The following is a 24,089-nucleotide window of genomic DNA, read 5'->3' on the forward strand; positions in this document are numbered from 1 at the left end:
TTAGGAGGAAAATCATATGATTACCATCGGTTTTTTAGAATTAAACAGCATTGCCAAAGGAATCCTGGCCGCAGACATGATGCTCAAGGCAGCGGAAATCAAGCTTGTCTCTGCAAGGCCCAGCTGTCCCGGCAAGTATCAGATTTTAATAACAGGGGAAGTTTCAGCCGTGGAATCAGCTTTGAGGATCGGTGAGGAAAGCGCTAAAACCAATGTGGTGGACCGGCTTCTCATCCCCAGAGTAAACCCGCAGGTGATTGAGGCCATCAACATGTCCTCCATGCCCTCCAGCCTAAAGGCGCTGGGCATTCTGGAGTTTTTCTCCGTCACAGGCGCAATCATCGCCGCCGATGCAGCGGCCAAGGCGGCCAATGTATCCCTAATCGAAATCCGCCTGGGAACAGGGATTGGGGGCAAATCCTTTGTAACCTTTACAGGGGATGTGGGCGCGGTGGAGGAAAGCGTGGAGGCAGGTGCAAAGACAGCAGAAAACAGCGGCGCACTGCTTGAAAAGGTTGTGATTGCCCATCCGGACAAGGAACTGTACCGCAGCCTGCTTTGATAAAGGAGACAACATTATGAATGAAACACATACAGCAAAAGAAATAACAGCCGCCCTTTTGGACGCGCTGAAGCATCAGGGATTATGTTTAAAAGAAGCCTTGCAGATGATTGAAAAAGGCGAAGAAATGGCAGAGATCATCCATGTACCCATGGTTATCACAGTGGTGGATGAGGGTGGCAATACAGTTGCCATGCACCGGATGGATGACTCCCTCCTGGCCAGCATCTCCATCTCCTACTCGAAAGCGTACACGGCGGCGGCGCTCCGCGCGCCAACCGGGGAAGCCGCCAGGGATATCCTGCCGGGACAGTCCTTATACGGGCTCCAGCAGACCCATCCCGGCAAGTTCTGTATCTTCGGCGGAGGAATCCCCATCATGAAGAACGGACGCTGTATCGGCGGTCTGGGCGTATCCGGCGGCACTGTGGAACAGGACATGACCGTGGCCAGACACGCGTTATCACTGGATTAAAACAAACAATACGGAAAAAACAGGAGACACCGGAATCTTCCGGATGTCTCCTCAGACTGTAGACAAAGCGGCTCTGGGATTTGTATCCCAGAGCCATTTTTCTCTTATTATCCGAATTGTGTATAAAATAGAAATTTTGTGTGGCTCCCCTTCTTCCAGGAGTCCCCATTTTGCCTTAATCTTCGCCAGTTTTTTGAGATTCATGCAGGCAAATGTAAGCCCGGCTTTCATTTCCATTCGGGCTTTTCCATACATCTGTGTATACCGGAATCCATGATTCTCCTTTGCACTTGCGAATACTCGTTCAATGGTTTCTTTTCTTTGCGAATATAACTCTTTCATCCCAAGCGTATGACGGATATCTTCACACGTTTCCAGGTATGGCTCCCATATGTAGCGTGTAACAACCTTTACATGATCCTTGCTTTGGGTACACTGCTCCAGGTATGGACAGTTTTCGCAGACCGTTCCGCTGCTCTTATATTCACGATATCCATCACGGTTGGTTGTACGATAGGACAGTACCTGATTGTTTGGACAGATATAGCAATCATAATACTCATCATAAACGTACTCATATTTCTTGAAGAACCCTTTTTTGGTCATGGGACACTTGTATGGCAAAAGCGGCTTGATCCCATCATCTATCAGGAGTTTTGCTATACCGGGGGTTTTATATCCTGCATCGGCTATCAGCGTCTTGATTCCAATCTCTTTTATCTTGTCATACAGGAACTTAAAGGTTCTGCTGTCATGATGGTTTCCCGGATGAACACTATAACCAAGTATTCAGCCATTCTTATCACACGCGGTCTGTACTGCATAGGCAAATACACTTTTATGTTCCCCTTTGTGGAACCATCCACTTTCAGGGTCAGAAGTACTTGTTTTAATCGTCTTTTCTTCTTTGCCACCGGATGGGCCGGATGGCGGATTACTGTCATCATCCTTTTCTTTCAGAGGCCGTTTACCATGTGCTTCACGGTCTTCATTGATTTCCTTCTTTAGCAAATCTTCAAAAAACAAAGCCTCCTCCTGAGCAATCCGCTTCTGCATCTTTTTATTGTTTGCCCTGGCTTTTACATGGGTAGAATCCACGAAGACCTCACTTGGGTCTATCAGTTTAAATTTATAACATTCCTGCAGTATATGGGAAAATATCTGCTCAAAAAGGCCAGTGTCCTTAAAACGGCGGGTATAGTTTTTTCCGAACGTTGAGAAATGAGGGACCTTATCCATCATTTCAAGTCCAAGAAACCATCGATAAGCTACATTTACTTCGATTTCCTTTACGGTCTGCCGCATGCTTTTGATACCATACAGGTACTAGATGAATGGAAGCTTTATCAACATGACCGGGTCCATACTGGGGCGTCCATTATCAGGACTGTACTTGTCCACTACAAGGCCATAGATGAAGTTCCAGTCAATCGCTTTATCAATGATTCGCAGAAGATGATCCTGGGGAACCATGTCATCCATACAGAATATCTGAATCTTTCCTCTTTTCTTGTCCTTATTTTGAGTCATCATAGAAATATCCCACCTTCCTTTGATACTTCCATTCTATCAGAAAAGAGCTATAAAATCCTGAAAACAGGAATATTTATAGCTCTTTTAACGAAAAATCCGAGGCGTGAGCCTTGGGCTTTGTCTACAGTCTGAGGAGACACCGGAATCTTCCGGATGTCTCCTATCTTTTACTGTCTTTTACTGAGTACGGTTACTCCTGCCCTTCCTTCTTCTTCTTGTTGGGAATGTAATAACAGTTGGGGCATTCATCCGGGTCCTTCTCTGCTTTCTTGTTCTGATATAGGCAGTTTGGGCAGTCGTCTGGAGTTTCTTCTATCTTGTCCGTTTTATAAAAATTACCGGAGTACTTCTTATCACTCATGCTGTTACCTCCTAGTTATGAGCACTTAGAGACCGTATTCTGGTCTCTAAGTGCGATACATGTCACTGGCACTTGGCGAGGTCCTGTCGAGCTTAGTGCAGTGACGAAAATGTGGTGTATTTCTTCTTTATCTGTGATATCATTATAACAGAAACAATCATGCAAATAAAGGAGGAATCAAAATTGAACCGAATCATTGGAAAAAAAGCTCCTGACTTTCACTTAAAGGCTGTCTCCGGGGATGGAGAGGATTTCTTTGATGTGAGCCTTGATACCTATAAGGGGCACTGGCTGGTCCTGTTCTTCTATCCCATGGATTTCACTTTCGTCTGCCCCACCGAGATCACCACGTTTAGCAATGACCTGTATCTGTTTGATGAAGCGGATGCCAAACTTCTGGCAGTCAGCACAGACAGCGAATACACGCATCAGGCTTGGATCCGCAACGGCCTTGGCCGCATTGGTTATCCCCTGGGAGCCGACAAGACCTTGTCCATGGCGGCTGACTACGGAGTACTTCTGGAGGACCAGGGAGTTGCGCTGCGCGGCCTGTTTATTATTGATCCTGACCAGACGATCCGCTACAGCGTGATCCACGACAACAACATCGGCAGAAACACCCAGGAGGTTCTGCGGGTCTTAAAAGCGCTTCAGACCGGTTCGCTCTGTGGTGCCAACTGGACCATCGGGAGCCAGCCCCTGAAAGAGGACCGGCCCTCTCTTCCCGACTCCTTCGCTTCTGACAAAACGGTGAGAATTTATACCCTTCCCGGCTGTTCTTACTGCCGCCAGGTCAAGGAATTTCTTGCCGACAACGGAATTTCCTATGAGGAAATCGATCTGGACAGCGATATGCAGGGCCAGGCTTTTATGGACAGCCGCGGCTATACCGCACTTCCTGTGACCGTGATCGGCAGCCATGAGATCTCCGGGTTCCGTCTTGATAAAATCAAGGAGCTGCTGCTTTAAACGCTAAAGAATCCGCTTCCGAACAGTACATTTACAATAAATGTAAATATAAATATGGTAAATGCAGGAGGATCGATATGGGTGTCGCAGCAGCTGTTAAAGGTCTTGCCTATAAAATCACCGAACAGCGAGGTCAATATACCGAATACGATACCCATAACAGGGTTCTGGGCGGTAACGGCCGCCAGTGCTGAGATCAGCGCAATGTGGTGGGTTGCCGGCATGGCAAACCCAGTCTGGGCAAAAATAAGGGATACCGCTGCGATTCCAAAGCAGAGAACCGGATAACTACCAATGGATGCCGCCGATGCCCCACCGTCCACCAGCGCCTGATACACAAATCCGGTTGTGGTTCCGATACCCAAACCAAGAATCACATTACAAAGCATTCCCTTTCCGCCGGTAAAATACTCTCTCGTCTCATCGGGAGCGGCTTTTCCTATCAGGCCACTGGAGCCAAATACCAGACGCGCAATGACGGCGGATATGATAACGGTGAATCCAGGAAGATCTGTGTTTAGGTGAAGAACTGCCCCGATCACATAATGAATCAGAAAACCAATCACACCGAACACGCCGCCTACCAGCAGTGTGGCCGGATCCGCCAGCCCGTTAAGGCAGGACAGAATATCGGTTCCGCTTCCCAGTTTTTTGGTCTTACCTGCATATGCGGACGCTGCCACGCCGCCGGCAAACGCAATATGCGGGCCAAGATAGGAACCGAACGCAATGAATCCCACCGTCATGTCTGCCCCTCCGGCCATAGCCGCCACAGCCCCTGCAATGGCGATCACGCCGGTCAATATAAACGCGGGAAGCGCTCCCATATATGCACCTATGATTCCTCCTCCAAATGATGCTACTAATGCAAACAAATTCATATGCCTATATTCTCCCTTCTTTTTATCTGCCCGTGGGCAATCCACTTCTATGTACCCCTACCCTCCTTTCCCAAATGTATTATGTTATATAGATTTTATCATCCCGGAGGCTGTTTTTCCTTATGCTATTCATACGAAAAAATGGTACTTTTAAGACATTTTCAACTAAATACAGGAAAAATTGAGCACAAAAAAAGCTGGCGTACAAATTTCTAAATCACCTGTACACCGGCCATCATTTTTTATGATACAGACTCCACGATCGCAAGCTTTTCTCTTGCAATCGCCAGTTCTTTGTTGGCGGGAATTAACCAGTACGCTCAGCTTAGAATCAGGGGGTGAGATAACGACCTCCCGGTCTCTCTTTCCATTGGCTGCCCATGCCGGTGTCAATCGTTCTACCGTTGAAGACAGCCGAAATGCTTAAATACAATTGTTTTTATAAACTATGGCGTGAATCTTGATTAAATCAATAACTCCCATAACAAAAGTTCCCCCTCTGTTTGTTCATAATTTCACATCCTATATATTTAAATCCCGCGCTTTCTGCTGTGATAACTGGTGTGCAGAAGTAATTGCGCCATTTTACTCATAGGTTCCCCGATAAATGTTTCATATAGATGTTTAATCTCCTGATTTTCAAGGGAATTTCTGAAACTTCTCTCTTGATCAGCCAAATAAAGTGACCGGATTCTCGCCATCCGAAGCTGGTCCGGAACAGGGAGTATACCGTTGTCCGGCTGTCCTCCGCCGCCAATACACCCGCCGGGACAGGTCATTACTTCCACAAAATCATAGTCATCCACAGCTCCTGTTGCAATCAGCTGTTCCGCCGCCCTGGTGCCGTAGACAACCGCGGTACGCACATCGCGGCCGCCAAGAGATACCACAGATTCCTTCACCTGTTCCAGCCCTCTCACCGGCTGGTACTGCATCAGCAGATCAGGCGGTTCAATCCCGTTCACAACCGAATATGCCATGCGCAGAGCGGCCTCCATCACGCCGCCCGTATTGCCGAAAATCACCCCTGCCCCGCTGCCTTCTCCCATAAGGGAATCAAATGCAGATGGGGTCAGATCATAAAAACCAATACCTGCTTCCCGTATCCACTCCGCCAGTTCCCTTGTGGTCAATACATAGTCATTGTCCCTAAGTCCCGGAATCCCCAGATACGCTCCTGCAGAGCACAATTCTTCCCGGGAAATCTCAAATTTCTTGGCAGTGCACGGGGCAACCGCGATATTCACGATCCGCCGCGGGTCAATCCCCTTTTCTTTAGAAAAATATGTCTTAATCAGGGCGCCCTGCATACTGATCGGGCTTTTTGTACTGGACAGGCACGGAATCCGTTCCGGGTGAAATGTTTCTATATATTTTACCCATGCCGGACAGCAGCTTGTAAACTGGGGCAATGGATGGGAATCGGCTATAAATCGTTTGAGAAACTCCGTCCCCTCCTCCATAATGGTCAGATCCGCTGAAAATGCCACATCCAGCACAAAGTCCGCTCCCAGCTTCCTGAGCGCAGAAACCATATAGCTTTCCACAAAGTCTCCGGGCTTTCCGCCAAAACATTCCCCCAGCCCCACGCGCACAGACGGTGCTGTGGAAAATATAACAATTTTTTGCTGGTCATTTACAGCCATGGCAGCTTCCCGCCACTGGCTCTTTGCGCGGATTGCCCGCTCCGGGCAGGCAGCCGCGCACTGGCCGCAGTGAATACATGTAAAATCATCCGCTCCCGTGACTTTACACGGCTGTGCCACTCCTATTTCTTCTGCGCATACGGCCAAGCAATGGCTGCAATTCGCACAGATGTCCTCATCCTTTTCAATTGCAGGGTTATCCGGGGATACAGGAACACTTTTAGGATAACGTTCACTCATTCAGTCCCAGCCCCCTTCTCTTATCTGATATGACAGCAGCGATCTTTTCGGCCGCCGCATCAATCTCTGTCTCCACCATCAGCTTTCCGCCTGTTATTCCTTCCATCTGATTACACAGCACATCCAATATTACAGGGCTTCCCATCACAAATGGCGCCAGCCCCAGATGCAAGTGAAAGCCCAGGGCCAGTGCAAACGCCCCATCCGCCAATGCCTGTTCTTCCAGCCATTGGGGTGCGGAAACCACCACCGGAAGTTTGGGCAGATCCACTCCCAACGCTCCGGCCAGCTCCCCGGCAACGGCTTCAATACGGCCGATTGCAAGGCAGGGGCCGAAATTGAGTACTGGTGGAATCCCAAGGCTGCGGCAAACCTGTGACAAGCCCGGTCCCGCCAATCCGGCCGCATCCCGGCTCATAAGACCGCAGTTTTCAAGGCCTCCGCAGGTACATCCGGCAGACACCACCAGTATATCTCTGGCAATCAGTTTTTTCACCAATTCCACTGTAAATACGTCATGGCCCTTGGCCCGCAGGTTGGAGCAGCCCACAACAGCCGCCACTCCCTTGATGCTTCCGGCAGCGATTAGATCAATCAACGGGGCAAAGCTTCCCCCCAGCGCTCCTTTGAGGGTTCTCTCCGTCACACCTGTAACCGCCTCATTACATCCGTGATCCTGCATGGGATTCTGCCGCTTTCCCGCCCTGCTGCGCCTTACATAGGACGCAATGGCAGCTGCAATTACATTGACGCTTACATCTTCGCGGTCCTCCGGGTGATAGGGCAGGTGCCTGGCTCCCTTTTTCTTTGCCACATCGTCCAGACAGAGCATGGGGATAGAAAGTTCCTCACAGATCGGTTCGATCCCTGGAAGGGAACAGTTAAATTCCGATACCACCAGATCGATGCATCCGGTCAGCAAAACAGCCTCACTGCTGTAATTATTGCCCGCATGCCCGCAGAACACTTTCTCATAACAGCGGCTTCTGGCCTGGAAGTCCTGTCCCACACACGTACATCCCACAATCCGTATACCCCTGGCTCCGGCCCGGTCAGCCATCTCCTTGATTTCCGGATGCTCCATCATCCCGGTCAGGCTGCCGAACATAGAGTGCTGGTGGCCTGTAACCATGATATTGATGCATTCAGGATCGATCACCCGCATTCCCACGGGATCAAACCCTAATTCCGGCTCCCCCATCAGGATATCATTCAGACGGTTGACCAGCACAAGTCCGTATATTCCGGTGGAGATTCCCAGCCGCAGACACTGGGTCAGCATGTCCATTGGATCTGAATTCAGATTGGTGGAAGTTTTCACGATTGCGTTGAATATCTCATCCTTGGCGCCACCCGGAAGAAGCCCCGCATTTTTCCACACCCCGGTCCGCTTAGCATAGGCCAGTTTTTCCGTTAGATGCATGGGTTCCTCATATGGCCTGCGCAGATCCTCCAGCACTGCCTCTGACAGGCGAAGCGCCATTTGGGAATCATCCGCTTCACCAATCCCCAACTCATCGCACAAACGGTGAAGCGCGTCAACTCCCTTTAGCTTCCTTCCGGCTAGAGCTGCCGACTTCAATTCTTTGGCGGCCTGCTCCATCACATGAATATAGCAGCCTGAACCAGCGGCCACCGAGCGCAGGAAATTCCTTGCCGCTATGGTGTCCCTGTCCGCTCCGCATACCCCCTTTGGCCTTGCTTTGGATATACGGCAGGGTCCGTTGGAGCAAAGCCTGCAACAGACGCCGTCCAGGCCAAATCCGCATTTTACCTCCTGCTGCACCATTCTGCGATGGGAATGATCCTCCGGTACTGATTCAAGAAATTCCTGCAGCCGTTTGTCCGCACTGATACACATTGTTTTATCCATATGTCCCTCCTTTATAGATGTATCCATATGGATTCATTATAACATTCTTCCAATGAATGTTATGTGTACGATCCAGACATAAAACCTGGCATTTACAGTTATACAGCCCAAAATCCCTGCATCGCTTGAAAATAAAACATTTGCCTATCCATAGTTTTAAACTATATCCCAAAGGGTCAGCTGTCTATCCGTCAGCTGACCCTTTATCATCCTATAACTCGTTTATTCTTGTATGGAAATTTCCCTGATTGAATATTTAAAGAAATCATTCAGGCATTTCTTTACTTTATTCCTGTCATCCTGATGGAACGAATTCAGTATCTTACAGCGGTAAAACACAGCGCTCTCTTTGGATGATGCCAGAGACAGGATCTTCATGGCCGATTCTTTTCTCATCAGCACCATAATCTGCATCAACCTTGCGTATATACCGTTGCCACACACATCACCCACATATGTATCTATATCTGTCAGCAGCTGACAAAACGCCTCTGCTGTAATTTCCTCTGTCTCCACATCCAGCAGCCTGTCCCTGAATCCATCCAGCCTCTCCAGAATCTCAGGCGTACGGTTATCATAACAGGTCAGATACACTTCCGTCTCGATCAGATTCCTGGCAGCATAGATTTCATCATGCTTGTTCATTTCCTGGTAATACATCCACATGACAGTCTCTTCGGGAACCTTTGTTCCTTCCTCACTGACGAAACTGCCGTCTCCTGGTTTGATGGTCAGCATTCCCACAAGAGAAAGGGCCCTTAACGCCTCCCGTATCCGGCTCCTCGTAACACCAAACAATTCTGCCAGGTCCCTCTCGTTTGGGAGCTTATCACCTGGCTTCAGCTGGCCGGACGTAATCATCCCCGCAATCTGTTCCATAATCTGTTCCGTCAATGTGACTTTCTTTAACGGCTCACATTCCATATTGATACTCTCCCTTTCCATAACCTCATTACTCTTACTATAATAGCACAGCTTATCCTTTCATGTCCAGGGAATAAAAATGGCCCTACAGCGCGCACCGCAGGGCCAATCCGAATAATCTGCCATTTCATTATCACTTGATTTCCATATACATCCCAATTACCCGGTCAATCTCTGCCTTCTGATTTTCCGTCAGCGGACACATCGGCTTTCTGACCTCTCCTGCCTGGATTCCCTGACAAGATGCTATGTATTTAAGGCTTGCGCATAAACCGTTTTTAAGCACTGCATCCAAAATACAGTTGGATTTGGACTGCAGAATTCTGGCCTCATCATCATGGTGGGACAGATACAGCTCCATCACCTTCTTGTACTGAGGCAGCATGAAATTAAAATTGCTGCCAATGAAGCCGTCACACCCAAAGGCCAGGAAGGCAACCATACAATTTTCAAATCCGCCGTAGCACCTTATATCCGGATTAACATCGTGAATCCGCTCCATTTGATAGAGATTGAGATTGGTGTGTTTGATGGCTCCCACAGCTCCTGATTTCAGGAGGGCTGCCAAATCCGGCTGGGACGGATTCAGCTCCCTGTGGGTGCTGGAAGGAATGTTATAATACAGGACCGGCATATCCACTGCCTCAGCAATGTCGTAGTAATATCCTGCTATTTCCTTGTCGGAAAAGCCAAAGTAAAATGGCGGAGTTGCTGCGATGTTCTGTATTCCCATTTCTTTTGCTTTTCTGGCATAGAATATGGCCTCTTCCGTGCTAATAGCTCCCACATGGGCGAACATCTCTGTCCTATCCGTATATTCGCCAGCCAGTTCAAAGGTATGTACCCGCTCTTCCCTTGACAGCAGGAAGCATTCCCCGGAGCTTCCTCCAATAAAAAAACCATCGGCCCCCTCTGCAAGATTCCTATCCCATAACTGTCTCATGGCAGAATCATTTATCTGATTATTTCCATCAAAAGGTGTGATGGATGCCACATATAATTTTTTCATATTTGTCTGACCTCTAATCTAAATGATAAATTTCCTGCATATCCATCCATGGACCGTCTGCCGATAGCGGGTTCATACACGGCACGCACTCTCCCCACCACCGCTGTGTCTCGGAATCCGCTGCCATCTTGGCCATGTCCGCCTCATAATTATCTCCAGTATACTCATAATAAGAAAATAGGTACTCTCCATGGCAATATATAGAGTAATTCCGGATATTGCACTCCTTTATCATGTCATTAATTTGTTTCCACGGCGCTGCATGAAGTTTCTTATAGTAATCGGCCTTTTCAGGTGTTAATCTTGAAATACTTCCATAACGTTTTACATCTGACATATGTATCTCTCCTTTTCTTTACAAACCGTATATCCGTTTAGCGTTTTCACGGAACAGTTTATTCTGGAATTCACGGCCTCTTCCCTCTGTAATTTTCATCAATGCTTCAATCCAAGGGGACAGGCCGGTTGCAATGTTGCACACAGGATAATTGCTGGCAAACATGACTCTGTCTTCTCCAAAATAATCCAGGGCAATGTCAACTGCTGGCTTCAATGTTTCCGCAAACCACTCCCCTTTCGGATTCAGGCCGGAAATCTTGCATACCACATTGGAGAGGGATGCCAGCTTTCTGATATTCAGTATCCAGCGTTCCTTATACTGCTGTTCTTCCTCCGAAGGCGTCTGAACAGAAATAATATCCGGGTCCACAATTCCCATATGGTTCAGGACAATGGTTGTATCCGGGCAGGCTTTTGCCGTTTCATATAAATCGCCCAGCTCTGCATTCCGTACACAGCCTTCAAATACCAGTCCCTTCTTTCCCAGATAACGGACATTTTCAACAAAAAGCTGTCCCAGGCATGTTCCCGGCAAGGCTTCAGGGACATGGAGCACCTGTCTTACTCCCTTTACATATTCGGATGCATATTTATCAATATACTCCTTAAACCCCTCCTCGTTGAGATAACCGGATATACATGCGCCGGCAAACATCTGTCCCGGATTGGCGCAGCATCCGGCAATAAAGAGATTTTCCTTCTCCTTATCCCTTCTTGCGCAGTCCACCTCAACATATACAGCCGCCTCAACCTCATAGCCCTTGTCCGGCTCCAGTGCGTTTTTATAGTCTTCCAGCGAATATGTACGGTTCAGAACTTCCCCTTCTCCATCCAGCCACGGGAGCGAAAATTCTTCCTTATTCCAAATATGCAGATGGGTATCAATGATTCTCATGGTGCTCCTCCTTGCTTATAATATCAATCTATACGCCTACTGCGCATAATCCACGTTCAGCCCTCCGGCTTCGCTGGATTTATAGCAGGCCTCCACCACACACATGGTATGGTAGGCATCCTCTACACTGTTCATATAGTGATAAGAGGGATCCTCCAGTTTTTTCATCAGGCCGCCCATAGTCCCAATAAATGCCTCGTTGAACCAGCTTCCCTTTACCTCCAGTTCCCTCCAGCCCTTGCCGTCTTCCGTAATATACTCCACCTTATCAGGACGGCCTGTCGGATAGTCCAATATAAGCCCCAGCTGTATGCGGATTGCGCCCTTAATACCTTCTATCTTCATTGTACTTTCCTGATAATCCGGCGCATAGTCGTGATTATGGTTAATATGAAGATTCACACGCAGCGTATCGCCGTAATCCATGATAATGGCAGTCCTTGTCTGTGAAAGAGCCTGCATCTTGGGATGCTGCATAGTTTTGCAATACACGCCTTTTGGATTTCCCACGAAGCTGCGGATACAGTCAATGTAGTGAATGCTGTGATAGTTAATTTCCATACGCTCCAGGCCAAACAGGAAACTCCACAAGTGCCATGGATGAAGTTCCACAACCCTCCAGTCAATGTCCACAATATCTCCAATCACGCCATCCTGGATGAGTTTCCTTGCGGCAATCATATACGGCGCCTGACGCAGCTGGAAATTCACACCTGCAGTCAGATTCTTGGCATGGCAGATATCCAGGATTTCTTTGGCCTGCTCTATACTCTCACCCATGGGTTTCTGCATAAGCACAGCAGCATTGTCGGGCAGCAGCCTTAAGATACTGGCAGTCTTGGAGGCAGGTACCGCTATATCAAAGACTGCGTCTTCCCTTACTCCCAGTTCGATTAACTGTTCCAGCTCCGGCACTGCATTGGGAATCCCAAATTCCTTTGCCGCCTTTTCAGCCTTCTCATGGTCCAGGTCATAAATACCCACTACTGGATACCCGGCCATCTTATAAGCAGGGAGATGTGAACCGGATACAATTCCTCCTGCCCCGACAATCACGATATTCCTTGCCTTTTCAGGCATCTCCGGTACATAATTTAATTCTTCAATCCTGTTCGCCATAGTTAAAATACCTCCTCAAATCATACTCAGATTTTATTGTACCACGCCTCCCTTTCCTTTAGAAGTACTCCCGGACAGGCGGATGGTTTTCTTGATTTTAAGTATTTACTGCTTATTCCTTTTTATAAACCATTGGATATGCCAACCACCACCAAAGCGGCTATGATAACTGCATTTCCATATATGGCCACACGTTTGGCCTTTTCAAATCCTTTCCATTCTCCATCCAGGAACCCCCATGCATTGGCAATGATGAGAGCCAGTCCATTGAACGCAACCCAGCCCACCACCGGACCAAGGGTACCTAATAGGGCTGTCGCCTTACCATAGATAGCCAGCGCACTGAACCATACAATTGACGTCAGCACAACCTTAAAGTATGCTTTTGCGCAGCCGGGTTTTGTATAATCCGTATAAGTCTTGTTCTTAATCAGTTTTGATATGGCATAAACAAAGTTTGCCAGGAATCCTCCCGCAAATACCACTACCCAGGACAGAAGGCTTGCGCTGGTTGGGTTTACCCCCTCTTTCACAGCCAGGGCAACCGGATAATTGGCTGCTGTGGCGCCGATATTAATGGCTGCTGAACCGGCGCCGGAGGCAAGCGCCATGATAAGCCCGGTAATAAATAAGGACGACGTTCCTTTTTCTTTTGCCGTTTTAGTACCCTCATTATTTCCATTTTTCATAAAGCCCGCCTTTGACAGGACAATCACACCGCCCAAAAGTATAAGCTGCCCTAACAGAAGGACCACAAGAACACGGGCCGGCGGATAGGTTCCCAGTATAATCATGGGAACAAAGCTCCCTAAAAGGTTTGATAATCCCAGGTTAATGCCTGTTACAAGAGACACGCCAATCATATCAATCGCTTTGCTGTACCATATAGAACTGATTCCCCAGAAAAAACCGGATAAGGCGCCCACAATCAGCGTGGGAACAGGGGTGGCTGTTATATAGCTTAAATAATGAGGAACCTCCACCATACACCAAATATGTGGGATACACAATACTCCGATAAAAGAAAACAGAACCCAAAACGCTTCCCAGGAAAACGGTTGATACTTCTTAAAGCAGATTCCAAAGCTCCCCTGAAAAATACATGCCAAAAACAGTACAAAAAATGCTGAAGCCATTTTAATACCTCCCAAATATTTCGTTCTATACTTTTCCTTGATTTTTATCGATAAATTTATCGGTACTACCAGTGAACCGTTCGTGATTATCATAAAATAAGTTATATGTAATGTCAATGCATATATTCAACAGTTAATTTCTGTATTTTTTGTGCACTATTAACATTGTCAAACATACTTATCCTATCTATAATTCATTTATGGTAGTACCAACAATTTATTTTTTAATTCATTTATTGTTTATTGGTAGTACCACATCAACAGTATACATATCAAACTACAGAGACAAATATCCACAACACAACAAACCGGAGGTACATATCTTATGAGCATTCAATTAAATGGAATCACCTGGTCCCACAGCCGTGGTTACACTTCCATCACAGCGGTGTCACAGCGTTTTTGCGAACTGCACCCGGATGTATCCATTCACTGGGAAAAACGTTCTTTACAGGAATTTGCCGACGCACCTATTGAAAATCTGGCAAAGTCTTACGACCTGCTTGTGATTGACCATCCCTGGGCCGGTTTCGCGGCCACTACAGGAATACTGCTTCCTTTAGAAAAATATCTGTCTAAGGAATATCTGGATGACCAGCTTGCCAACTCTGTGGGCGCGTCTCACCTGAGTTATAATTTCAATGGTTTCCAAAGCGCACTGGCCATTGATGCCGCCACCCCTGTTGCGGTCTGCCGTCCTGATTATTTTAGAAACGGAGAACATCCTCTTCCCGCAGATTTTAAGGATGTAATGGACCTTGCCAGAAAGGGGCATGTGGCGTTTGCCGGCATCCCATTAAACCTGTTGATGGATTTCTATATGTACTGTGCCACATCCACCGAGCATTTCTTTGACGATCCTGACAAAATCGTGGAGACAAGCCTGGGAGTAAGTATCCTGGAGGACATGCGTCAGCTGGCTTCCTACTGCAGCAAATCTATTTTCCAGTGGGACCCAATCCAGGTACATGAAGCACTGGCTGAGGATAATGATTTGTATTACTGCCCTTACGCCTATGGCTACACCAATTATTCCCGAAGAGGCTACTGCAGCCATCCTCTAAAGGCCATGGATTTGGTTACCTACCGCGGCAGGATGCTTCGCAGTGTCTTAGGGGGTACCGGACTGGCTGTGTCCAGCCTATGCGAAAATAGGGAAACGGCACTGCGCTTTGCGGAATATGCTGCCTCTCCCCTGATTCAGACCACCCTGTATACAGAAAACGGCGGGCAGCCCGGCCACCGCAAGGCATGGCTAGACGAAATCAACAACAATATGACCATGAATTTCTTTAAAGATACCCTGAATACTCTGGACCATTCCTATCTCCGTCCCCGTTACAACGGTTACCTGTATTTCCAGGACCATGCCGGAGACTATATACAGGATTACATTATGAACGGAGGCAGTCCGGCCCATGTGCTTGACCAGCTGAACCAGCTCTACAGAAAATCCAGGGAGGAATCCAAATGAAACCTTTGGAAAATATGATTGTCCTGGACTTTAGCCAGTATCTGGCCGGCCCCTCCGCAGCCCTCAGGCTTGCCGATATGGGGGCCCGTGTCATCAAAATTGAACGACCGGGGAGCGGAGACGGCTCCAGACAGATGAAGCTGCACAATCTGGACAGCATGGGGGACAGCGTCCTGTTCCAGACCATAAACCGGAATAAACAAAGTTTCTGTGCTGATTTAAAATCGCCGGAGGACATGAATATGGTAAAAAAACTAATCCGGCGTTCTGATGTAATGATTGAAAATTTCCGTCCCGGCGTCATGAAAAAAATAGGACTGGACTATGAGACAGTCAAATCCATCAACCCCCGCATGGTGTACGGAACCGTTACCGGTTATGGAGCCACCGGCCCATGGAACAAAAAACCGGGACAGGACCTTCTGGTTCAATCCATTTCCGGGCTGGCATGGCTCAACGGTGATGACGGACAGCCGCCCATGCCGTTTGCCCTCTCCCTGGCAGATTCCTACACCGGCATCCATCTGGCGGAAGGCATTATGGCCTGCCTGTTCCGCCGTTTCAGCACGGGCCTGGGAGGTTTGGTGGAGGTCAGCCTTTTAGAATCCATTCTGGATATGCAGTTTGAAGTCATAACCACCTTTTTAAATGATGGACATAAGCCTCCCAAGCGCAGCGCCTTCCACAATGCCCATGCATATCTGGGAGCCCCTTACGGAATCTACCGGACAGAAGACGGTTATATAGCCCTGGCCATGGGAAGCATACCCGAGTTGGGCCGGCTTATTGAATGCCCTGCCCTCAGTTCTTACGACAATCAGGAAGAATGGTTCACAAAGCGGGATGAGATTAAACAGCTCATTGGCTCCCACCTCTTACACAGGACCACGGCCAGCTGGCTTAAAGCCCTTAATGCCGGCGGGTACTGGTGCTCCGATGTATACTCCTGGGACCAGCTGCTCCAGTCAGAACAGTTCCATACTCTGGATATGCTTCTCAACATCAGGCGGCCCGGAGGCAATGACATATTTACCACCCGCTGTCCCATCTCCTTTGGTGATGGCCCCATAAAAAATGAAACCCATGCGCCTCTGCTGGGCGAACATACACTGGAAATCATCGAAGAATTTCATTTAAAGGAGGGAGAGGAAGCATGAAACCATTAGAAGGTATCACCATACTGGACTTCAGCCAGTTTTTATCCGCCCCTTCCGCCACCCTGCGTCTGGCAGATTTTGGGGCCCGCGTCATCAAGGTAGAGCGTCCTGACGGAGGCGATATATGCCGCACCCTGTATGTGTCCAATCTGATAATAGAGAATGACAGTTCCCTGTTCCACTCCATCAACCGCAACAAGTACGGGGTATCCATTGATTTAAAAAATCCAGCTTCCCGGGATATACTATGGTCATTGATTGGGAAGGCAGATGTCATGGTCGTGAATTTCCGTCCCGGAGTGGTGGAAAAGCTGGGACTGGATTACGCTTCTGTAAAGCAGCACTGTCCGTCCATGATTTATGGTGAGATTACAGGTTATGGAAAAAAGGGTCCATGGAGCCCTATGCCTGGCCAGGATTTGTTGGTCCAGTCCCTGTCCGGCCTGGCCTGGCTCAATGGGAACCAGAATCAGCCCCCGACTCCCATGGGACTTTCCGTGGCGGATTTGTTCGCCGGCCAGCACCTGGCCCAAGGCATCCTGGCCGCACTCATAAAACGGGCTTCCTGCGGTGAAGGCTCTTATGTACATGTCAGCATGCTGGAGTCCGTGATGGATATGCAGTTTGAAGTCTTTACCACCTATCTGAATGACGGCGGGCAGTCGCCTGAGCGTTCTGCAGTCAATAACGCAAATGGCTATATCAATGCGCCTTACGGCATATACCAGACCCTTGACGGCTACCTTGCCATTGCCATGGTACCCGTGCCTGTGCTGGGGAAACTTATAAGCTGTGATTCCCTCATAGGGTACACGGACTCTGAAACATGGTGTACCAGGCGGGATGAGATAAAGTCGCTGCTAGCTGACCACCTGAAAACCCGAACCACAGAATACTGGCTGTCAAAGCTGGAGCCCGCCGATGTATGGTGCGCGGATGTATATACCTGGGATAAGTTATTTAAAACAGACGGTTTTAAGGAATTAGATATGCTTCAGACTGTCCGCACCCCTGGCGGAACAGAGTTTGCCACCACCCGGTGCCCAATTACCATTGACAGGGAACATTATAAAAGCGCAAAAGCTGCCCCTGCTATAGGACAGCATAACAATCAATATATATATTACAAGGAGAATCAACATGGAACAGACTATTTATTTTGAAGAATATGAAATAGGAAGCGTCCGCGAATCCATTGGACGCACCATTACAGAAACGGACATTGTCCTTCATGCCGGTCAGACAGGAGACTTCTTTCCCCACCATATGGATGCGGAATTTGCAAAAACCACTGAATTCGGAAAACGTATCGCCCACGGCACACTCACCTTCTCCATTGCAGTGGGCATGACTGCCAACCTGATTAATCCGGCTGCTTTTTCCTATGGATATGACCATATGCGCTTTATCCATCCGGTTTTCATAGGGGATACCATCCATGTGAAAGTTACCTTAAAAGAAAAACGCGAAAATCCAAAGCATCCTGACAGAGGCTTTATAACAGAGGCTTTGGAAATCTTCAACCAGAACGGGCAGCTGGTTATGGTCTGCGAACACATCATGTCCTGTCTCAAGAAGACAGCTGATGCCTGAATAATTGACATAACAAAGCAAAGACCTCCCCTGGTTTCGTATTCCTGACCAGGGGAGGTCGTCTGCCATTCGTGTGTTTATGTCCTCTGACCCACTTTCCGAATAAATGGTATGAACATTCCTCCTGCGCTGTTTCCCAGTGTCATAACCAGAATATAGACCAGTGCTTTAAGGGACCACACACCTGCCACGGTAAAATAAAACATATTGGCAATACAATGTTCAAATCCAGCCAGTATGAACACGCTGACTCCCAAAAACAGGATAACCGGATTCCCCTTTGACTTGTATCCGTCCACAGCAATGTACATCAGCATCCCGCAGAAAAAGGCCAGTATCAATATGCCTGACAGACTGTCCTCCAGTTTCACGGCGCATATCCCAGCGGCGGCCCGGGCTGTCTTAAGCCTGGTAAAGGATACCAGGGTGCCGGTGGTAAAGGTTCCGCACAGATTCCCAAACCAGACAACTCCCATCTCAGCCATATATGCCAGTGGACGCCCCAGTGCGTATCCTATTTTACCCGTATAGAGAGCAAACTGATTCAGCACAATGGCATAAAGGCCCACAGTAAACAGAAGGGAGCCTGCAATCCGGTTCTCTACACCCAGGTAAACCACCCCGCCTATACCAATGACGATTCCTGCCAAAAAAGCATCTAAAAATGTTTTTACATGTTCCCCCATGGCTTATCCAATCTTTTCTTTTGCAGATCGAATCAGGTGTTTTAGCAGCACCAGTGTGGTAACGCTTCCCACGCCTCCCGGCACTGGCGTCAGCACTCCTGCCTTTGTCTTCACCTGGTCAAAATCCACATCGCCGCACAGGCTTCCGTCCTCATCCACGTTAATTCCCACATCAATGACCACAGCCCCCTCTGCCACATGCTCCGCCTTAATCATGCGGGCCTTACCCGCTGCAGCCACCAGAATCTCCGCATTCCGGCAGGTCCCTGTAAAGTCCGCGGTCCTTGTGTGGCATATGGTTACGGTCGCGTGCTGTCCCAGCATCAGCATTGCCAAGGGTTTTCCCACCACCAGGCTTCTTCCCACCACAGTCACACGCTTGCCCTTCAGCTCAATTCCCTCATATGCAAGCATCTCCATTACTGCCTCGGCCGTACAGGGCGCATATGCATCCGAATCACCGGCAAAAACCTTTGCCAGATTTATGGGACTGATGCAGTCAATATCCTTTTTAACATCAATCAGGCTCTCGATTTCCTTCTCGTCAATCTGCTTTGGAAGTGGCCTCAGCATGAGGATTCCGTCCACATCCGGATTCCGGTTGATTTTCTGGAACTCCTCCACAAACTGGTCATGACTGATTTCAGCAGGAAACAAAAAGGATATGCAGCGCAGTCCCAATCTCTGGGCACGTTTTGTGGCTCCTTTCTCATAAGAGATATCGTCCGGGCGTTCTCCCACCCGGATAATTGCCAGATGGGGAATATATCCTTTCAATTCCTCTATCTGGACCGTCATCTGCTCCTTCATCTGTCTGGCCACATCTGAACCCTTTATCTCTTTCATAATATCCAATCTCCTTTCTGGCAATGCAGGTATATGATGAATCAGGAGGGGAATATCTTTCCCCCTCCCGAAATCATTTTTATGAGTTTTCCTGAAGTATATGGTATTTCTTGCTGCCCAGGACATACATCCTTGCAATGATTACAAACTGCACCGGTATCAGAACCACGTACTGGACGATTCTGGTGGACAAAAGGGCCAGGTAGGGTGCCCCGTACAGCAGTGAAATCCAGCAGGTATTAAGCAGAAGCCCGTAGACCAGCTGTACAATCAGCACGGCGCATGCAATCCGAAACATAGACCTGTTTTTATGCAGCAGGATTCCATAGGTTAGTCCGGTTAAAAATGCAGTTACTGTAAAACCCGGAAAATACATTCCTATTGGAAACAGTATGGCCCCCAGAAAATCTGCAGCCGCTGCTGCTATGCCTCCCTGCACAGGTCCGAAGAGAACCGCGCCAATAACTATGGGTATAAATGCAAAACCAATTTTAACATTCCATGCTGAAAAGGATAGAAATCTTGACAATACAATGGATACAGCAATCAGGATACCCATCCATACCATATGTTTCGTCTTTGTCATTGCATCCTCCCTGCTACTTGATGTGTTTAAGCACAGCGCCGTACACCTTGTCGGACAGCGCCCTGCCCTTGTCTATGAGTTCCTCTGTCCTGGCATTCAAATCCTCTGCCTGGGTCCGGTCCTTCATCAGCTTTGTGTTGATAAAAATGTTCAGGGATGCCCCCTCCAGGGCAGCTCTGGCAAACAATGCGCCTACTCCCACGTCGCTTAAAGCAATCCGGGTCCCCTTTTCTCCCAGCTCCTCTAAAAGGGTCAGTGACTCATACGCCTTTTCCACAATCTGCAGTGGAACCAGACTGGCTTCCAACAGCGCATGTTCCATGACAGCCTCTCTGGCGGCTTTTTCTTCCTCTGTTCCCCTGGGTAATCCATAGGCCCTGGATAGAGGCTCAAACACCCTTGCGTCCTCGTCTGTCAAATGCTTTAACTCATCCATGAGACTCTGTGACTTTTCAATCAGTTCCTTTATATCCGGCTCCACATCCGCATACTTCCTCTTGCCCAGCGTCAAGTTGCCAACCATAATTCCAAGGGCGACCCCCATGGCCCCCACTGTGGCCGATGCCCCTCCGCCGCCCGGAACAGGCTCATTGCTTGACAGTACATCCAGAAACTCCGTTACCTTCTTATCCAGCATCATATCGTCATTCTCCATTTTAGAATAATCCTGAGATAGATCCATTTTCATCCACATCGATTTTTTCAGCCGCAGGCACCTTTGGAAGTCCCGGCATTTTCATAATATCACCTGCCAGGGCCACCAGGAATCCGGCTCCCACAGATGCAGTGATGTCCCTAATGGATATTTTAAAGCCCCGGGGCCTGCCAAGAAGCTTGGCATTATCCGTAAGGGAATACTGTGTCTTAGCCATACAGACAGGCAGATTTCCATATCCCAGGCTCTCCAGATTCTTCATTTCCTTTAATGCCTTTGGAGCAAACTCCACCCCGTCCGCACCGTACACCCTGGCTGCAATTGCCTCTATCTTCTCCTTGATAGGCAGATTGGTGTCATACACAAATTCCATGGTGCTCCTGCCTTCAGACAACCGGATTACTTCCTTTGCCAGGGCTTCCCCGCCTGCTCCGCCTCTGCCCCATACATCGGTCAGGGCCACATTGACTCCCAGCTCCCTGCACTTGTTCTCAACCAGCTCCAACTCGGCCGCTGTGTCGGACGGGAATTTATTAATAGCGACCACTGCCGGCAGATGGTATACGGTAGTGATATTCTCAATATGCTTTAACAGGTTGGGAATTCCCTTATTCAGGGCTTCCAGATTCTCATTATTCAGTTCTGCCTTAGGTACTCCGCCGTTATATTTTAAAGCGCGTATTGTGGCCACCAGAACAACTGCATTTGGACGCAGCCCGGACATGCGGCACTTGATATCCACAAATTTCTCCGCCCCCAGGTCTGCTCCGAATCCTGCCTCAGTCACCATATAATCCGCTAATTTACAGCCCATCTTTGTGGCAATGACGCTGTTGCATCCGTGGGCAATATTGGCAAAGGGGCCGCCGTGCACAAAGGCAGGGGTTCCCTCCAAGGACTGCACCAGGTTCGGCTTCAAGGCGTCCTTTAAAAGGGCTGCCATGGCGCCCTGGGCCTTTAACTGTCCGGCGGTTACCGGCTGGCCGTCCAGGTCATAGGCTACTATAATCCTGGCCAGGCGTTCCTTCAAGTCCATGATGTCGTTTGCAAGGCAGAATACGGCCATTACCTCAGAAGCCACCGTGATATCAAATCCATCCTGACGGATTGTACCGTCCGGCTTTCCCCCTAATCCGTCCACAATATTCCGAAGCTGGCGGTCGTTCATGTCCACCGCCCTTCTGAAGGTAATGCGCTTGGTATCGATGCGCAGGGCGTTTCCCTGGTGGATATGGTTGTCAAGCATAGCCGCCAGCAGGTTGTTGGCAGCTCCGATGGCGTGGAGGTCGCCTGTAAAATGAAGGTTGATATCCTCCATAGGAACAACCTGCGCATATCCTCCGCCGGCAGCCCCGCCCTTAACTCCAAAAACAGGTCCCAGGGAAGGTTCTCTCATGGCAATCATGGCCTTCTTATCCAGACGGTTCAGGGCGTCTGCCAGACCGATGGTCACGGTTGTCTTGCCCTCACCTGCAGGCGTGGGATTGATGGCTGTCACCAGCACCAGCTTTGCATCAGGTCTGTCCTTTAATGCATCGTTGTAATAGCGGTAGTCAATTTTAGCCTTGTATGGTCCGTAATTTTCAATATATTTTTCCGGAATCCCCAGTGCGCCTGCAATCTCGTTGATTGGTCTTGCCTTTGCTTCCTGTGCAATCTCAATATCACTCTTATATCCCATTTTATCTTCCTCCTCTATTTTCTTCTGGGCGCAGCATGAATTGCACCGCCGTCTGCATCCTCAATGGCTTCACCTATTGCCTCGCTGAAGGTGGGATGGGGCCGGACCGTGGCAGCCAGCTGACTCATGGTCAGCTTACCCGCAACCCCGTCGCTCAGTCCGGTAATCATGTCTGTTGCCCTGGAGCACATAAGCACCGCCCCCAGAAGCACCTTGCTTTCTTCCTCAAAGACCAGCTTTACAAAACCCCTGTCCGCCATTTCAATCACAGTCTTTCCATTGGACGACATGATGGCCTTGCCTGTGATGGTCCTGATTCCCCGCATCTTGGCCTCATCAGCCGTCATGCCCACCGCTGCAATTTCCGGATTGGTGTAAATGCAGGACGGGATACAGGAAAGATTCATGGGTGCCCTTTCCCCAAACATGGAGCACACCGCGTTGACTGCCTGGGCGGAAGCCACATGGGCCAGCTGTATGCCTCCCAGAACAATATCACCAATGGCATAGATCCCCTTAATGCAGGTTTCAAAAGAGTCATCCACCGGAATCATTCCTCTCTGCATCTGCAAATTTAATGAAGGAGGACAGATTCCCTCTGTATTGGCCCTTCGGCCAATGGAAACCAGGACCCGCTCAGTCTCTACACACTGTTCTTTTTCCTTAGACATAAAATACACCGCCAGCCCCTTCTCCTGCGCTGTCTGTACTGACTGGTCCGTATGCTCTACCCGGTCCACCCGTGCGCCTGTATACACCTTGATTCCTCTTTTTTTAAGAATCATGGTCAGGTTCTGTGAAACCTCCCGGTCCAGGGTGGGCAGGATACGGTCCAGGGCCTCAATGATTGTAACCTCGCATCCCAGAGCATGGTAAATGGTTGCAAACTCCACGCCAATCACGCCTCCGCCTATGATTACCAGTTTTTTACAGTAAACACCTTTCCCCTCCAGCATTTCATCGCTGGTCACCACTCCCGGAAGAGTCAGTCCTGGAATTGGGGGCATGGCAGGCTTGGAACCAGTTGCAATGAGAATCCTGTCTGTCTCGTAAGCCTGGTCCCCCACCTGTATTCTGTTGGAATCCAGTATAATGCCGCATCCCCTGATTAAGTCTATCTTATAGGCCTTAAACAGGCCCTCGATTCCTCCTCGCAGCTGTTCCACCACCTCTGCCTTGCGCTCATGCATCCCGGCAAAGTCATAGGATACCTGCCCTACATGAATGCCCAGCTTCTCACAGGAACGAATCTCCTCCAGCACCTCTGCCGCATGTACCAGGGTTTTTGTGGGGATGCATCCCCGGTTCAGGCAGGTTCCGCCCACATCCCGGCTTTCCACCACAGCCACCCTGTGCCCCATCTGTGCTGCCTTGATGGCCGCAACATAGCCGCCCGGGCCAGCTCCCAGCACAATTAATTCATATCTCTCACCCATTTTACTCTTCTCC

General features: G+C 48.9%; 23 protein-coding genes and 1 pseudogene. 7 read left to right on the forward strand and 17 right to left on the reverse strand.

Annotated elements, in window-relative coordinates; all coding sequences use genetic code 11:
- The first annotated feature begins 16 nt into the window (after positions 1-16).
- Entirely contained in the window at positions 17-562 is a 546-nt protein-coding gene (locus CGC65_RS23980; protein ID WP_002568832.1) for a BMC domain-containing protein, read from the forward strand.
- A gap of 16 nt (positions 563-578) precedes the next feature.
- Positions 579-1,037 carry a GlcG/HbpS family heme-binding protein gene (locus CGC65_RS23985; protein WP_002568833.1) on the forward strand — a complete coding sequence of 153 codons (459 nt, stop codon included), beginning with the start codon at positions 579-581 and terminating at the stop codon, positions 1,035-1,037.
- 51 nt (positions 1,038-1,088) lie between these two features.
- Here the strand turns inward: CGC65_RS23985 and CGC65_RS23990 are convergent.
- Both CGC65_RS23990 and CGC65_RS31425 read right to left on the reverse strand, forming a co-directional pair.
- Positions 1,089-2,576, reverse strand: a pseudogene (locus tag CGC65_RS23990) (IS1182 family transposase).
- Between the two features lie 184 nt (positions 2,577-2,760).
- Entirely contained in the window at positions 2,761-2,931 is a 171-nt protein-coding gene (locus CGC65_RS31425) for a hypothetical protein (protein WP_002568837.1), read from the reverse strand.
- 183 nt (positions 2,932-3,114) lie between these two features.
- Between CGC65_RS31425 and CGC65_RS23995 the strand changes: the two genes are divergently transcribed.
- Positions 3,115-3,900 carry a redoxin domain-containing protein gene (locus CGC65_RS23995; RefSeq protein WP_002568838.1) on the forward strand — a complete coding sequence of 262 codons (786 nt, stop codon included), beginning with the start codon at positions 3,115-3,117 and terminating at the stop codon, positions 3,898-3,900.
- Here CGC65_RS23995 and CGC65_RS24000 read toward each other — a convergent pair.
- The 9 genes from CGC65_RS24000 to CGC65_RS24040 form a co-directional block, all read right to left on the reverse strand.
- Positions 3,897-4,781 (reverse strand): DUF7973 family transport facilitator, encoded by an 885-nt coding sequence (locus CGC65_RS24000; RefSeq protein WP_002568839.1) that lies wholly within the window; start codon positions 4,779-4,781, stop codon positions 3,897-3,899. The genes CGC65_RS23995 and CGC65_RS24000 overlap by 4 nt on opposite strands.
- A gap of 530 nt (positions 4,782-5,311) precedes the next feature.
- Positions 5,312-6,667 carry a [FeFe] hydrogenase, group A gene (locus CGC65_RS24005; RefSeq protein WP_002568840.1) on the reverse strand — a complete coding sequence of 452 codons (1,356 nt, stop codon included), beginning with the start codon at positions 6,665-6,667 and terminating at the stop codon, positions 5,312-5,314.
- Positions 6,660-8,540 carry an anaerobic carbon-monoxide dehydrogenase catalytic subunit gene (gene cooS, locus CGC65_RS24010; protein WP_002568841.1) on the reverse strand — a complete coding sequence of 627 codons (1,881 nt, stop codon included), beginning with the start codon at positions 8,538-8,540 and terminating at the stop codon, positions 6,660-6,662. Before cooS ends, CGC65_RS24005 begins: the two co-directional genes overlap by 8 nt.
- A gap of 222 nt (positions 8,541-8,762) precedes the next feature.
- Positions 8,763-9,485, reverse strand: a complete 723-nt coding sequence (locus CGC65_RS24015; protein WP_007038669.1) for a FadR/GntR family transcriptional regulator — start codon at positions 9,483-9,485, stop codon at positions 8,763-8,765.
- A 112-nt stretch (positions 9,486-9,597) separates the two neighbouring features.
- Entirely contained in the window at positions 9,598-10,473 is an 876-nt protein-coding gene (locus CGC65_RS24020; protein WP_002568843.1) for a dihydrodipicolinate synthase family protein, read from the reverse strand.
- Positions 10,474-10,486: 13 nt separating this feature from the next.
- Positions 10,487-10,810 (reverse strand): L-rhamnose mutarotase, encoded by a 324-nt coding sequence (locus CGC65_RS24025; RefSeq protein ID WP_002568844.1) that lies wholly within the window; start codon positions 10,808-10,810, stop codon positions 10,487-10,489.
- 18 nt (positions 10,811-10,828) lie between these two features.
- On the reverse strand, positions 10,829-11,707 hold the full coding sequence (locus CGC65_RS24030; protein ID WP_002568845.1) for an amidohydrolase family protein: 879 nt from the start codon (positions 11,705-11,707) through the stop codon (positions 10,829-10,831).
- Positions 11,708-11,743: 36 nt separating this feature from the next.
- Positions 11,744-12,826, reverse strand: a complete 1,083-nt coding sequence (locus CGC65_RS24035) for a Gfo/Idh/MocA family protein (RefSeq protein ID WP_002568846.1) — start codon at positions 12,824-12,826, stop codon at positions 11,744-11,746.
- 122 nt (positions 12,827-12,948) lie between these two features.
- Positions 12,949-13,962: an L-rhamnose/proton symporter RhaT gene (locus tag CGC65_RS24040; RefSeq protein WP_002568847.1), complete on the reverse strand. Its 1,014-nt coding sequence runs from the start codon at positions 13,960-13,962 to the stop codon at positions 12,949-12,951.
- A gap of 325 nt (positions 13,963-14,287) precedes the next feature.
- Here CGC65_RS24040 and CGC65_RS24045 point away from each other — a divergent pair, with 325 nt between their 5' ends.
- From CGC65_RS24045 to CGC65_RS24060, 4 genes are read left to right on the forward strand one after another with little or no spacing between them, the layout of a single operon-like run.
- A complete protein-coding gene (locus tag CGC65_RS24045) occupies positions 14,288-15,436 on the forward strand; it encodes a type 2 periplasmic-binding domain-containing protein (protein ID WP_002568848.1) in 1,149 nt (382 codons plus the stop codon).
- Complete coding sequence (locus tag CGC65_RS24050) at positions 15,433-16,593, forward strand: CaiB/BaiF CoA transferase family protein (RefSeq protein WP_002568849.1); 1,161 nt, start codon at positions 15,433-15,435, stop codon at positions 16,591-16,593. The genes CGC65_RS24045 and CGC65_RS24050 overlap by 4 nt, the downstream gene beginning before the upstream one ends.
- The gene (locus CGC65_RS24055; RefSeq protein WP_002568850.1) at positions 16,590-17,756 is read left to right on the forward strand and encodes a CaiB/BaiF CoA transferase family protein; all 1,167 of its coding nucleotides are present in this window, start codon (positions 16,590-16,592) and stop codon (positions 17,754-17,756) included. Before CGC65_RS24050 ends, CGC65_RS24055 begins: the two co-directional genes overlap by 4 nt.
- Positions 17,734-18,186, forward strand: a complete 453-nt coding sequence (locus tag CGC65_RS24060) for a MaoC family dehydratase (protein WP_002568851.1) — start codon at positions 17,734-17,736, stop codon at positions 18,184-18,186. Before CGC65_RS24055 ends, CGC65_RS24060 begins: the two co-directional genes overlap by 23 nt.
- 77 nt (positions 18,187-18,263) lie before the next feature.
- Here CGC65_RS24060 and CGC65_RS24065 read toward each other — a convergent pair whose 3' ends face one another.
- From CGC65_RS24065 to lpdA, 6 genes are all read right to left on the reverse strand, one after another.
- Positions 18,264-18,872 (reverse strand): formate/nitrite transporter family protein, encoded by a 609-nt coding sequence (locus CGC65_RS24065; protein ID WP_002568852.1) that lies wholly within the window; start codon positions 18,870-18,872, stop codon positions 18,264-18,266.
- Positions 18,873-18,875: 3 nt separating this feature from the next.
- Complete coding sequence (locus CGC65_RS24070) at positions 18,876-19,718, reverse strand: bifunctional 5,10-methylenetetrahydrofolate dehydrogenase/5,10-methenyltetrahydrofolate cyclohydrolase (RefSeq protein WP_007038541.1); 843 nt, start codon at positions 19,716-19,718, stop codon at positions 18,876-18,878.
- Positions 19,719-19,797: 79 nt separating this feature from the next.
- Positions 19,798-20,304, reverse strand: a complete 507-nt coding sequence (locus tag CGC65_RS24075; protein WP_002568854.1) for a folate family ECF transporter S component — start codon at positions 20,302-20,304, stop codon at positions 19,798-19,800.
- A gap of 13 nt (positions 20,305-20,317) precedes the next feature.
- On the reverse strand, positions 20,318-20,944 hold the full coding sequence (locus tag CGC65_RS24080) for a cyclodeaminase/cyclohydrolase family protein (protein WP_002568855.1): 627 nt from the start codon (positions 20,942-20,944) through the stop codon (positions 20,318-20,320).
- A gap of 16 nt (positions 20,945-20,960) precedes the next feature.
- Positions 20,961-22,640, reverse strand: a complete 1,680-nt coding sequence (locus CGC65_RS24085; protein WP_002568856.1) for a formate--tetrahydrofolate ligase — start codon at positions 22,638-22,640, stop codon at positions 20,961-20,963.
- Between the two features lie 14 nt (positions 22,641-22,654).
- The gene (lpdA, locus tag CGC65_RS24090) at positions 22,655-24,076 is read right to left on the reverse strand and encodes a dihydrolipoyl dehydrogenase (protein ID WP_002568857.1); all 1,422 of its coding nucleotides are present in this window, start codon (positions 24,074-24,076) and stop codon (positions 22,655-22,657) included.
- Between the last annotated feature and the right edge of the window lie 13 nt (positions 24,077-24,089).

The organism is Enterocloster bolteae, assembly GCF_002234575.2.
GTDB lineage: Bacteria > Bacillota > Clostridia > Lachnospirales > Lachnospiraceae > Enterocloster > Enterocloster bolteae.